The 13,040-nt window shown below is 39.4% G+C and carries 11 protein-coding genes and 1 tRNA gene; 5 read left to right on the top strand and 7 right to left on the bottom strand.

The window, feature by feature from the left end; genetic code table 11:
• Nucleotides 1-133: 133 nt before the first annotated feature.
• From MED217_RS02255 to MED217_RS02240, 5 genes are all read right to left on the bottom strand, one after another.
• Nucleotides 134-559, bottom strand: a complete 426-nt coding sequence (locus MED217_RS02255) for a DUF6660 family protein (RefSeq protein ID WP_009778853.1) — start codon at nt 557-559, stop codon at nt 134-136.
• Nucleotides 537-1,373, bottom strand: a complete 837-nt coding sequence (locus tag MED217_RS02250) for a DUF932 domain-containing protein (protein WP_040533146.1) — start codon at nt 1,371-1,373, stop codon at nt 537-539. The genes MED217_RS02255 and MED217_RS02250 overlap by 23 nt, the downstream gene beginning before the upstream one ends.
• A gap of 16 nt (nt 1,374-1,389) precedes the next feature.
• Nucleotides 1,390-1,551, bottom strand: coding sequence for a hypothetical protein (locus tag MED217_RS18985; protein WP_154648891.1), 162 nt, complete (start codon nt 1,549-1,551; stop codon nt 1,390-1,392).
• 258 nt (nt 1,552-1,809) lie between these two features.
• Complete coding sequence (locus MED217_RS02245) at nt 1,810-3,597, bottom strand: ParB/RepB/Spo0J family partition protein (protein WP_009778851.1); 1,788 nt, start codon at nt 3,595-3,597, stop codon at nt 1,810-1,812.
• 393 nt (nt 3,598-3,990) lie between these two features.
• Nucleotides 3,991-4,072, bottom strand: a tRNA-Leu gene (locus MED217_RS02240).
• 321 nt (nt 4,073-4,393) lie between these two features.
• Between MED217_RS02240 and MED217_RS02235 the strand changes: the two genes are divergently transcribed.
• Nucleotides 4,394-5,788 carry a dipeptidase gene (locus MED217_RS02235; protein ID WP_009778849.1) on the top strand — a complete coding sequence of 465 codons (1,395 nt, stop codon included), beginning with the start codon at nt 4,394-4,396 and terminating at the stop codon, nt 5,786-5,788.
• A gap of 89 nt (nt 5,789-5,877) precedes the next feature.
• On the opposite strand, the gene MED217_RS02230 is transcribed toward MED217_RS02235, so the two are convergent.
• Nucleotides 5,878-6,654: a DUF1206 domain-containing protein gene (locus MED217_RS02230; RefSeq protein ID WP_230199228.1), complete on the bottom strand. Its 777-nt coding sequence runs from the start codon at nt 6,652-6,654 to the stop codon at nt 5,878-5,880.
• Between the two features lie 86 nt (nt 6,655-6,740).
• Entirely contained in the window at nt 6,741-7,322 is a 582-nt protein-coding gene (locus MED217_RS02225; RefSeq protein ID WP_009778847.1) for a PhnA domain-containing protein, read from the bottom strand.
• 123 nt (nt 7,323-7,445) lie between these two features.
• On the opposite strand from MED217_RS02225, the gene MED217_RS02220 reads away from it, so the two are divergent.
• The 4 genes from MED217_RS02220 to MED217_RS02205 all read left to right on the top strand — a co-directional run bounded on the left by MED217_RS02220 (nt 7,446) and on the right by MED217_RS02205 (nt 13,002).
• Nucleotides 7,446-8,690, top strand: a complete 1,245-nt coding sequence (locus tag MED217_RS02220; protein ID WP_009778846.1) for a DoxX family protein — start codon at nt 7,446-7,448, stop codon at nt 8,688-8,690.
• 183 nt (nt 8,691-8,873) lie between these two features.
• Nucleotides 8,874-9,242 carry a BlaI/MecI/CopY family transcriptional regulator gene (locus MED217_RS02215; RefSeq protein WP_009778845.1) on the top strand — a complete coding sequence of 123 codons (369 nt, stop codon included), beginning with the start codon at nt 8,874-8,876 and terminating at the stop codon, nt 9,240-9,242.
• Nucleotides 9,242-11,692: a M56 family metallopeptidase gene (locus tag MED217_RS18415; RefSeq protein WP_009778844.1), complete on the top strand. Its 2,451-nt coding sequence runs from the start codon at nt 9,242-9,244 to the stop codon at nt 11,690-11,692. Before MED217_RS02215 ends, MED217_RS18415 begins: the two co-directional genes overlap by 1 nt.
• Nucleotides 11,693-11,901: 209 nt before the next feature.
• Nucleotides 11,902-13,002 (top strand): DUF4407 domain-containing protein, encoded by a 1,101-nt coding sequence (locus MED217_RS02205; RefSeq protein ID WP_009778843.1) that lies wholly within the window; start codon nt 11,902-11,904, stop codon nt 13,000-13,002.
• Nucleotides 13,003-13,040 lie beyond the last annotated feature (38 nt).

The following is a 13,040-nucleotide window of genomic DNA, read 5'->3' as shown; positions in this document are numbered from 1 at the left end:
TAAAAATTTAATTCAGTTAAAATTCTTGATAATAATTTTGTGCCTAACAAAATCTATCAATAGGACCAAGGATCTAGTATGAGAACCAGGATTTGGTCAAAAAAGGATATAATTATCCTTTAAAAAAACTGAATTATGCCTGTGGTGGCTGAAAAAGGGAATGGGGAATATCTTTGCCAAGGTCATCAAAATGGACAAAGAATTCTTGAGGAATAGCAGGCTGTAGCGGCTCAAAAGCAGCAAGTCCAAAATTTATGGTATGAACGTGGCAGCAATGACATTGACAGAAAGGCGAGCATAACTCACAGTCTTGGTCGTGGTCGCCATCAATATCTATTACCGTAACAACTTGGGTATCATCGGCACTATTTGCTGCATCGCTACAAGGCACTACATTGAGTGCCAAGAAATAAAACGATAAAATGATTGCTACAACTTTCACAATGCAAAGATAAAAATATTTTGGTGCAACTGTGTTGCAAAATGGTAAGGCAGAAAAAATCCAGTTTGAGGTACTGGACAAACCTATATTAACTTTATGCCATAGCATAGACTTCATCAAACAGCTTTTTATCTAACCGTTCTTGTTGGCCGAAGCTTTTCTTCAAAACGTTATGAAGTACTGAATTGAATGCATTGTAACCTAACCACAGATTTGGTTCTTCATTCAGTAGCAAGGCTTCGTAGTTCAAGATTTCTATGACCTCACGAGACTTTTTTGAAGGGTCGCTATTCTTGTCGCTACACTCGTATCTGAACAATTTCGTTCTGTCGAGAATCGCCTTTACAAATTCCTGTGTATCGATGATTTTAAATTCCTTCATCTTATCGAATTTCTTGGTAATGGTATAGAATTCATTGTCCAGAAATTTATCGAATAGATTGTTCAACCTTGGCATAATGAGGTGTGTATTATTCTTGCTATGCTTGATAGAAAACTCGATTTCTGCCAGAGAAACGTGCAGACCATTTGAACACACTTCTCTATAAAACCCGAAGTGTCCAGAGGTCTTTTCACTTCCGTCATAAGAGTTCTTGAACCGAAGCATCGGTAGTATCAAATCCTTATCGTTCTTGACGGTAAACTGGCTTTTGTCGTCGATGATAAAGTCGGTAATGAACGACCTGTCATTTTTGTTGATGGTGCGTTTGTGGAAGTTCAGCTGTGCATCGGTCAGCATTTCTTCAGCTTTCTTGAAGAAAAGTTGGTTTGGAATATGGCCATAGCTGTTCGAGACCACATTGACGATTTTGCCATTAGAGATAATGGCATTTTCAAGCCCTCTTCGGGATTCCATCTGTGTCAGACTTTTTAAGGATTTCATTTCTGATGGTACGAAAATTTCATCCTGTTGCAAATTTTGTAAATACATAGCTTTTGAATTTAGATTAAACATTTTCTGATAATACTCGGTAATAGTTGGGATGCTTATCCCTGTAATAAGCCAAGTGACTTTCGCCACTATCAATGTCATAATTTTCACTACTCGACTGATAATGCTTTTCAGCCTCTTGTAGCGAAATTTTAGGTTTTTTAGATGCTCGTTTCATAATGATATATTTTGATTAAACAATATTTGAGCAGTACCCAAACGGAAGCTAAAATCTCAGCTCAAAAGGAAACGGAATAAATAAGCGTAGGATGTTGCGTTGGCTTTATGCCGTAGTCTTTTGATGGGTGTATTTTACGAGTTTACCTTTGCGCTAACTATTGATTGATAACCCCTTCCTTGTAAATACTTTTAAAACACTATCATAAAAAAGAAAAAGGGCCAGCACGAATGCCGACCCTTCTTCAAACAACAAAAGCTACTCGTTGAGTTCCTGAATTTGCTTTTCAAGAACTGTGATGCGCTCTTTCAAACGTGCTTCACGCTTGCTTCGTTTATCGGCATATTCTTTTTCAATGCTGGCAATCTTAGATTTGTAGTATCCTTGCATTGCGTTGTAGAATGAAATGTTCGTCAGATTATTGACGTGATTGCTTTCGCCAAAATGCACTTGCTTTGTGAGCATATAGCGTATCAACTTGTGAAAGATTTCCTTTTTGAACTTCTTCTTGAAATTTTCGACCATTTCAACTTTAGTCATCTTTGAAGTGTCGCCCAAGAACTTTGAAAAATACTTTTGTTGACTCATATAGTCCACATTATTTTCAAAGAGCGATATCGAGAATGCGACCATTTCATCCATTGAAAGTGTCTTCTTCGTATTAATGTATTTTGTTTCACGAATCATCTGCACAACTTCTTCAAACTGGTTGTTGTTTTCTATTTGATTCTTGCGGATTTCTCTTTCGTTGATTTTAATGATTTGTTCTTCAGGCGTACAATCTGCCATTTTTCTGTTGGCCAATGGTGCCGAATAATCTGTTGATTCATCTTTTGTTTTTTCAACAATTTTTATGAAGACTTCTTTATTCCTGTACGTTTCAGGATGGAACAAAATGCCATTGACAAATCCATTTTCTTTCGCTGAATTATATTTCACAAATTCTTCATCATAGTCCTGTTTTGCTTCTTCAAGTTCAGCTTTCAATTGTTCTTCAGAATAATCATAGTGTTGATATTCTATCTTAATATCCTGGATTGTTGGCTCAATCGGATGCTCTATAATTTCAACATCATCCAGTAGATAAACTTTCAATCCCTTCTTTTCTAATTGTGATATTATGAGCTGATTGTTTTCGTCATCTGCCCAATACTGTCGTATTTCAGGGATTAAAAAGATATTCTCTTTCTTGGACTTTTCAATCAGGTTTAAGAACGATTTACTTTTCTTAGTTTCAAAACAGGCTGCTTTTGTACAGACCATTTTACCATCGCCGAACAGATTACCTTGATTAGCTGCATTAAACGGACATTCAACACAAGACCCAGCTTTCGGGACCAATTTTTTATCGGCCACATCAAAAGATGCCTTTTCTAAATCATAGGTCTGGTCCTTAATCATTCTGTTGATTTGATGGGCACTGAAATCCTCGCCCATCGTTTCCAGCATCATCTGCTGTTGTTCCGGTTCAAAGAGCGCTACACCTACACCCAATGATATGGTCATTTCGCCATTGCGTACAAATTGTTTGAAACCATCAATCAGTCCAGCCAGTTTAAGTCGCTGTCTGATGAAGTTATCCGTTCTACCCAATCGCTTCGCAATTTCAGTAGGTGCATATTTTTCACTTAGGTAAGCAATCGCCTCAGCTTCTTCGGTAGGTTCAACATCTTGTCTTTGCAGATTTTCGATGATTTGAACTTCCAGAATATCATTGGTCTCATAAGTCCTCACGATACAGGGCACAGTCTTCTTTCCTGCCAGCTTGCTTGCGCGATATCGGCGTTCGCCCATCACGATGATGTAATGGCCATTTAGTTGCCTTACCGTGATTGGCTGCAACACACCGTGCTTTTCGATACTCTCAGAAAGCTGCTGCAAGGCATCATCATTAAAAGTTTTTCTGGGCTGTTCAAGGTCAGGCTTGATTTTACCCAATGGTAAGTTCTGAATTTGAAGTACTTCGGATTTCTTTCCGTTTACTTCTTTCTTGGCAGTAGATTTCGCTCTACTGCGCTTCATTTTGGTACTCGCTTTTGTTGTCATAATACTCAAATTTTTGATTAAACAATATTTGAGCAGAAACCAAACGGAAGATAAAATCTTGGCTCAAAAGGAAACGGAATAAATGAGTAGGGGAAGAAGCGTTGGCTTTATGCCGTAGTCTTTTGATGGAAGTATTTTACGAGTTTACCTTGCGTGTATATTGTATGATAATAAACCCCTCAAACGAAGAACAGAGGTTGAGATAACCTAAAATTTATTAATCCTCAATACAGAAAATAGGATTTGTTATCAAATGAATGGATATAGTACTAAAGCCAATTCAGTTCTGAAAAAAGGTAAAATGTTGTACCTATGTTGTACCCAAGGTCAAAAATCGTGAAGAAAATCCCATTTTTTAAAATGAAAAAGCCGAAGATTTCTCTTCGGCTTTTGTGCGGATGACAGGAATCGAACCTGCACACCTCGCGGCATCAGATCCTAAGTCTGACGTGTCTACCAGTTCCACCACATCCGCATTTTAAATATTTTAACACTTTTTCTTAGGTTAAATCCTAAGTCTAGCGTGTCTACCAATTCCACCACGCCTGCATACTATTTTTAACGTACTTAGGACTCCCGTTAAAAACTTGCATCCTTATCTCTAAAAATGCGAGTGCAAATATAGGAAAGATTTTGAATATGAAAATCATTTTTGAAATAAATTTTAATGCTTTACTCATATAATTTTTAGCAGTCTCTTATTCAGCAACCTTCGAGACCTTATAAAGCTTTGTAGATTTGTTAGGAAATCATTCCTTAGCCATTCTGTATTTTTGCAAACAAGCACATAAAACATATGAAAGACATAAAAACTTACGTAGATAAACATCAAAAACGTTTTCTCGACGAACTTATAACACTTCTCAAAATCCCTTCTATTAGCGCAGATAAAGCCTATAAAAAGGAGGTGTTCAACACTGCAGACGCAGTAGCAGAACGCCTTAAAGAAGCGGGTTGTGAGCTTGTAGAAATTTGTAAAACTCCAGGCTATCCAATTGTCTTTGGGGAGCTTATTAAAGATAAAAACCTACCTACCGTTTTGGTTTACGGGCATTATGACGTGCAACCGCCAGATCCATTAGACTTGTGGGACAGCGCTCCTTTTGAACCCGTAATCAAAAAAACAGAGCTGCATCCCGACGGAGCTATTTTTGCGCGTGGCGCCTGTGATGATAAAGGCCAGATGTATATGCACGTCAAAGCTTTAGAATATATGACGCAAAACGACGACCTGCCGTGTAACGTCAAGTTTATGATCGAAGGCGAAGAAGAAGTAGGTAGCGAAAACTTGGGTTGGTTTATTGCCCGCAATCAGGAAAAACTAGCCAACGATGTAATTCTAATTTCAGACACCGGAATGATCGCTAAAGATACACCAAGTATCACCACCGGTCTACGCGGACTCAGCTATGTGGAGGTTGAAGTTACCGGGCCTAACCGCGATTTACATAGCGGACTTTACGGCGGTGCGGTGGCAAATCCTATAAATATTTTGACCAAAATGATCGCGTCGCTTCACGACGAGAACAACCACATTACCATTCCCGGATTTTACGACAAGGTTGAAGAACTAAGTACCGAAGAGCGTGCAAAAATGGCTGAAGCTCCTTTTTCGCTAGAAAACTATCAGAAAGCGCTCGATATTGATTCGGTTTATGGGGAAGCCGGCTACTCCACCAATGAACGTAACAGCATCAGACCTACCCTCGATGTAAATGGTATTTGGGGCGGTTATATTGGCGAAGGTGCAAAAACTGTAATCGCCAGTAAAGCGTATGCAAAAATAAGCATGCGTCTGGTTCCCGATCAGGACTGGAAAGAGATCACCCAACTTTTCAAAACCCATTTTGAGAGCATTGCGCCAAAAGGGGTGCGTGTAAAGGTTAAACCGCATCACGGCGGCCAGGCTTATGTAACCCCAATAGACAGCATAGGCTATCAGGCTGCTGAAAAGGCGTATGAAAAAACTTTTGGCAAAACGCCTATTCCGCAACGCAGCGGCGGGAGTATTCCTATCGTTTCGTTATTTGAGCGCGAACTCAATAGCAAAACCATTTTGATGGGCTTTGGTCTGGATAGCGATGCAATTCACTCGCCTAATGAGCATTTTGGCGTATGGAATTTCTTTAAAGGCATTGAAACGATTCCGCATTTTTACCACGAGTTTACCAAGCTTAAAACTGCAGAGTAATAAGATTCAATACAACCCACAAAAAACCCGTTCAACTTGAAGCTGAACGGGTTTTTTAATTTTAAAAGTTCACTTTTGAACCTGGAATTCTAAATTCTGATCTGCGCATACTTAGCCTGAATAAACATAAACACGGCGTAAGCGACAAGACCAAGTGCTACAATACCCATTACGGCTGCACCAAAATTATCTTGTAAAAATTCAAAAGCAGCAACTTTTCCGCCGGCATCTGCACCATTACCTAAAGCTACTTTGAAAAATAGAAATGCCAAGATTCCGGAAACGATTCCGCGAGAGGTAAATCCAATTTTCCCTGCACGTATAAGTGCTTCACGCTCCTTTTGATCAAGGCTACTTTCTTTAACGTCTTCTCTAAATTTTCCGGAATACGCTTTATAGACTTGAAATACGGCTTTTCCTAAAAGGCAAACCGCTACAAAGCCTACCAAGTATGCTCCGTAAGGTTTAGACATCAAGGTAGAAACCGCCGAATTACCACCAGAACCTGAACTGCCGGAAACAACCATTTTTGCTGCTGTAAACCCTAAAGCTCCGTAGAAAATTCCGCTTACGATAAAACCGGCACGTTTCACAAAACCTTTAGCTTCACTCCAAGACTCCCCCGGCCCATTGATCGCCTCATAAAAACGGTAAAAGGCATAGCCAAATAAACCTATGGCTAAAGCACCTAATAAAACCTGACCAAAGGGTTGACCTGCAAGAAACTGCAATGCATTATCTTTTCCACTTTTGGTACCGCCTAAATTAAAAGCGGCCATTGCGGTTAATGTTCCTATTATGGCATAAACCGCACCTTTTGCCACCATACCCGCGCGGGCTAATTTTTCTTTTTTATTACTCATCATTTTGGAAATTAGTTAGTTGATCTCAAGTTATTGATAATCAAAAACATTCGTTCCCAATCTGATGTTATAATAAACTAAAGGAAGTGCTAAATCTTCTTCACATAGTCGGTTACCAGAACGATTTGCTGCCCGTCTACTTTGCCTTCAATATATTTTTCATTCTCGTGATCTAGAGAAATTCGGCGTACCGCAGTACCTTGTTTAGCCACCATACTGCTGCCTTTCACCTTAAGATCTTTAATCAGTACCACAGAATCGCCTGCTTCTAAAACAACACCGTTACTGTCACGATGCACCAAACCTTTAGTTTCTGTTTCTTCAGAAATCCCGGCTTTTGCCCAGGCTTTAACCTCTTCTTCCATATACATCATATCTAGCAAATCTTGCGGCCAGCCTTCTGCTTTGAGGTGATGCAGCATACGATAGGCTACAACTTGAACCGCAGGCACCGTGCTCCACATACTATCGTTTAAACAGCGCCAATGATTAGGATCTGCGGTTGCCTTATCTTCTAATTGCTTGCGACAGGTTTCTGAAATAAAAATATGGGTTTCTGCCTCGGGTAAATCTGGCGAGTTAGGAACTGCATATATATCGAGATCTTCGGTGCTTCCACTCAATTCACATACGTTACCGCTGCGGTCTCTTAAGTCTTGCTCTAAGCTCATGGTTTTTTGTTTAGCCTGTAAAGATAGTCTTATTAGAAAATCTGCCTTTTTGCAACAGGCGAAAAAAAGTACTGTATTTAGGAAAGTACTAACTTAAGCCAACATCGATCAAATCTTCTGTTTATGAACTTCTCCAGAGCATATCATCCACATTGGACTGCTGCAGAAAAAATCGTTTTCCGTTTTCTGTTTCTGTATTTCGCACTCTATATTCTGTTGCAATTTTTGTCTCAGCCTGCAGAACCGCTGGTGCGTTTAGCAGGACATCTCATCCTTGGTATTGAAAAAGAATTACATTTTTTTGCCACCGGTAGCGGCGACTCGACCTATGCGTATGTGCTGTTGTTTGTGAATTTTGTTCTCACGCTATTGGGTGTAATAATATGGACGGTAGTTGACCGAAAACGAACATCTTACAACACGCTGTTTTATTGGTTTCTGGTGGTTTTGCGTTTATTCTTGGCTATGATGCTATTGAGCTATGGTTTTGCCAAAGTATATAAAACTCAGTTTCCCGAACCTTCACTCATCCGTTTATTACAGCCCTTAGGAAGCTTTTCACCTATGGGATTGGCCTGGACCTATATGGGTTTTAGCGAAGCGTATAATATGTACACAGGAATGCTCGAAGTCTTGGGCGGATTGCTATTGATATGGCGTAGAACCACAACCTTAGGAGCTTTGCTTGTTGCCGGAGTGATGAGCCACGTCGTCGTGATGAACTTTACTTATGACATCCCGGTAAAACTACTTTCTATGCATCTCTTGGCGATGGCTTTGGTACTGGCTGCTACTGATTGGAAAAGACTTTACAGATTATTCTTTAGCAATCAATCTACAGCCCGTATAGTAGAATACAATCCTGTAAAAAACAGGATTTACGAAAAGATTAAAAGAGGTCTAAAGCTTACAGCCCTGTTTCTGTTTATTGGTATCTCAGTCTGGCAAGGCTACTCTGGTGAGCGCGAATATGGGGACAAACGAGCAAAACCACCACTATACGGAATCTGGGAGGTAGAAACCATGCATATAAACGACAGTCTCGTTGCACCTTTGCTTACTAACGAGCAACGCTGGCGTTATCTGGTTATTGATTATAAGGATCGATGCAGTGTAATGTATATGGATGATGAGGTCAAATGGCTCAATCTGGAAATCGACACCAGTCAATCAAAACTATCAATCTACGAGTATGATTATGAACAGTACAATAACTTCTCCTTTTCTAAAGAAGCAGATCGCTTAACTATAGAAGGAACATTAGGTCGCGACACACTGAAGATTAAAATGAAAGCTAAAGATCTTAACGAAATGCGCTTACCTAATCGTGGCTTTCACTGGATTAATGAATATCCTTTTAATCGTTAAATCTTCAGCGTTAGGGATTGAAATGAAAAGCCTTCCGCTTCCAATTAGACCGCCCGCCACTTCTTAATTTTCTGTAAATCACAGAAGCAAATGTTCTAGTATTCAATAAAATATTTAACTCTACACTTGTAGAATTGAAATTTATTTCTACATTTGTAGAATACATTCTAAAAACATAGAACTATGAGCCTTTCTAATGCCGAAGAACAATTGATGCAAATTTTGTGGAAACTAGAAAAAGCATTTATGAAAGACCTCATCGATGCGTATCCCGAACCCAAACCAGCCACAACTACAATTGCAACCTTACTCAAACGTATGCAGGATAAAGGTTTTGTAGACTATGTGCAGTACGGGAGATCACGAGAATACTTTCCGTTAGTAAAGAAGAACAGTTATTTCTCAAAACAAGTGAACGGAATGATCAAAAACTTCTTTAATGATTCGGCTGCGCAGTTTGCTTCGTTCTTTACGCAAGAAACCGACCTGAGTCAGAAAGAATTGGAGGAGCTCAAAAAATTGATTGATGAACGCCTAAAATCTCAAAAGTAATGACTGCCTACCTCATCAAATCCATTTTGTGCTTGTTGGTTCTTTGGGGCTTTTACAAAATCGCTCTAGAGCAAACTGCAGCTCATCAATTTAAACGCTTCTATTTACTGGGAAGCCTGGCAATCGCACTTGCATTACCCTTGATTACGTTTTCTTATACGGTTGAAGTTGCTCCACAGCCCGTGAACACAGAGAACTTTATGGCACCAGCCGAATTTAAAGATGCTCCGGTTGCTAAGCCAGTAGCTGAATCTACAAATTGGCTACTCATTAGTTCAGGCATAATTTACGGTGCTGGCGTTCTACTATTTGGTTTCCGGTTTTTACGCAATCTGTTACACTTACGCGAAAAAGTGCGCCATAACGAACACGTAAAAGCGACTTCACACATCAATGTGTTGCTGGTAGAACACGTGATTCCGCACTCGTTTCTCAAGTATATTTTTCTACCCAAGACCGACTTTAAAAATAACGCCCTTCCTGCCGAAGTTTTGCAGCACGAACAAGCGCACGTAATTCAAAAACACAGTTGGGATATCCTTTTTATCGAATTCTTACAGGTGGTTTTTTGGTTCAACCCACTTTTGATCTTACTTAAGAAAAGTGTAGCGCTCAATCACGAATTCTTGGCAGATCAAGCCGCATTACAACAAGAAAACAACATTACTAACTATACCAATCTTTTATTTAACTATTCGGGAGGTGCTCATCACACTGCGTTAAGTAGCCCGATCAATTATTCATTAACTAAAAAACGAATTCTTATGTTATCAAAAACCCGCTCGGTCAAAAAGCTGGCCACCCGTCTTGCACTCTTTGTGCCCGTACTCGCTTGTTGTATTTATTTCTTTAATCAGGAAATTGTGGCAAAGCCTATAGGAGTTCAAAATGAAGTAAAAACCGTATTTGAAAACATAGAAGTTTTTCTTGATCAAGAAAGAAACTTATACGTCAATGGCTCACCAACAAGCTTTGAAAACTTAGATTCAGAATTAGCGCTCCACAATATGAGTTTTTCTAAAAATGAACGTAAAAAGAATATTATCTCTTCAATTTTCATCCCACCAATCACAAAGACAAAAACAGTTAGCCTTATCACCGACGCACTAGAAGCTTATGGTGTCAAAAAAATAGATATTATTGCTGAACCTTTTCCAATTCCACACAACGCTTCTAAAAAAGAGATTAAAAATTACAATCAAACCTTAGAAGAATACAATGATTCTTACAGAATGGCTCAAGCCAGTGTAAATGGAAAAGAGAGCGGAATCGTTCACGTTATTGATGTAGCCATCGATAAAAACCAAAATATCTATTTCAACAATGCTCAAGTAGCTGTAGAAGATTTAGATGCAAAGATTGAAACTATATTAAAAACAATTCTTAAAAACACGCAACCGGAAGATATCACACTTCGATTAAAAGTTGATGAAAATCTTCCGATGGGTATTATGACCGATGTAAAAGAGCTATTTCGTCAACGAGGAATTTTAAAGGTGATTACGACGACGGCTCAGGAGCAAAAAAAGAACAACCCGATAATTGCAATTGGCCAAACCGCTTCAATTAAACAGCGCATTAGCGATAGCGCGCAAGAAGAAAAAGTACTAAAACTTACGGTTGCAGGATCACGAGTATGGCTTAACGACGAGGAAACTTCTGTTGAAAATTTTGCTAAAGACCTTGATGCTTTGAGTAAAAACTGGACGCTAAACGAAAAGAAAAACTTCAACATCCATGTGAGAAGTTCGAACCCCGACAAAGGTGTTTGGAAAGGATTACAAGAAGCTTTTGAAACCACAGCGCTTTATTTTGAAACCAAAGCGCTTTATAAAGCCAATCCAAAAAGATTGATACCACCGCCACCTCCACCGGCTCCGGCACCACCAAAAGCAAGTTCAATCCCTGCACCGCCTCCGGCGCCAACTCCTCCAACAGCACAGACGCTGCCACCACCGCCACCACCACCGGCTCCAGTAAAACCTGAATCATTTACTGAAAACAACTACAACCTATTGAATATTAAGCTGTCTAACACCAAAGCTATTGAGGTAGAAGGAAAAGCAACCACAATTACAGCGCTTAAAACATTCATTGAAAAGAATTTTCAAGACTGGGTTCAAAACACCACAGAAAAAAGACGCGGCGTTATTTTTAATTTACCCAAAGGCGTGGCTGAAAGTCAAGCACATAAAGCCTACAAAGAAATTCAGGATTTTCATATCAATGGCTTTCAGTTGAAAAAGGAAGGCGCTGATTCAGAATTACTGCCACCTCCACCACCACCTGCTCCTGAAGAAATGGTACGTTTAGCTAAAGACAATATTTACTACAACAACAAAAAGATTTCGGCTGAAAAAGCCCGAGAACTTATGAAGAAGAAAGAGCAGTACGATATCTTACTTAATTCTAGCAAGGGCAGTTATGTATTGATCATCAAGGATAAATAAAAAACCACCTCGAAGTAAGTCCAGAATTAGAGCTGGATTATCGAGTAAAGCTTTTGCAAGACCTCAAATTTTATCAAAAAACGCATCATTCTTTATGATGCGTTTTTTTATCGCAATACTTTTCACTATTTCAGCGTTTTAGCACTTAACGATTTCTTTTGTGCGTAATCTTTTAATCGCGACATTTGATATTCATCAATCATCATATTATGCTTAAAAAATTTTTTATTCTTTGCTCAGGAGCAGACCATGTGCTTCTAGATTCTTGTGCTCCCGGCGAGCAAAATAAGTATGCCGGGATTGGCGCTACCGTATTTTTTACTGCGTTAATGGCCTTTATCGCTTCGGGCTATGCGTTATATACCGTTTTTGACTCGATCCCAATGGCGATAGGTTTCGGCTTTGTCTGGGGATTACTCATTTTCAATTTGGACCGCTTTATTGTTTCCACCATTAAAAAACGGGATAATTTCTTAGACGAATTTCTCCAAGCCTTGCCGCGTTTGATTCTTGCTGTGATTATCGCAGTAGTAATTTCAAAACCGCTTGAACTTAAAATTTTTGAAAAGGAAATTGATCGCGTGTTGTTAGAACAGAAAAACGATCTAACGCTCGCCAATCAAAATCAGATCGCCGATCAATTTACTCCGGCCGTTGCTGCATTAGATACCGAAATTGAAAACTTGAAATCTGAAGTCGTTACCAAAGAAACAGAAGTGAATGCGCTTTATGACATTTATATTACAGAGGCCGAAGGTACCTCTGGCACCGGAAAACTAGGCAAAGGACCTGTTTATAAAGAGAAACGAGAAAAACACGATGCTGCTCTGGCAGAACTGCAACAGCTGAAACAAACCAATTCTGAAAAGATCGCTGCACTCGAACTGGAGAAAGCTTCTTTAGCTTCAGACTACGAAACACGTGTTTCTGAAACCCAACCTATTATTGATAATTTTGATGGTTTAATGGCGCGTATTGACGCTTTAGAAACCTTGCCTTGGCTCCCTTCATTTTTTATCTTTTTACTGTTTCTAGCCATTGAAACCACCCCGATTTTCGCCAAGCTCATTTCTCCAAAAGGAGAATACGATCTTAAGCTAGCAGATGCTGAGGGCGAACTCAAGTCGTGGACGACACAAAAAGCGAATCAACGTAAAAATCTAATTGATGCAGACAACGTCATTAATGATAAAGTCTACGGCGATCTTACTGAAGAAGACGAACTCTACAATTACAAAAAGAAAATGGCTCGGGATCTGATGCAGAAACAACAAGATGCTTTTTACAAGCGGCAGAGTAAGTTGTTGTAGCTTTTTTGAAATCATAACTATTGAAATGCTGAAACAAA

This window comes from Leeuwenhoekiella blandensis MED217 (assembly GCF_000152985.1).
GTDB classification, from domain to species: domain Bacteria; phylum Bacteroidota; class Bacteroidia; order Flavobacteriales; family Flavobacteriaceae; genus Leeuwenhoekiella; species Leeuwenhoekiella blandensis.
The sequence above is the reverse complement of the archived record's forward strand: the minus strand, read 5'-3'. Positions and strand labels throughout refer to the sequence as shown.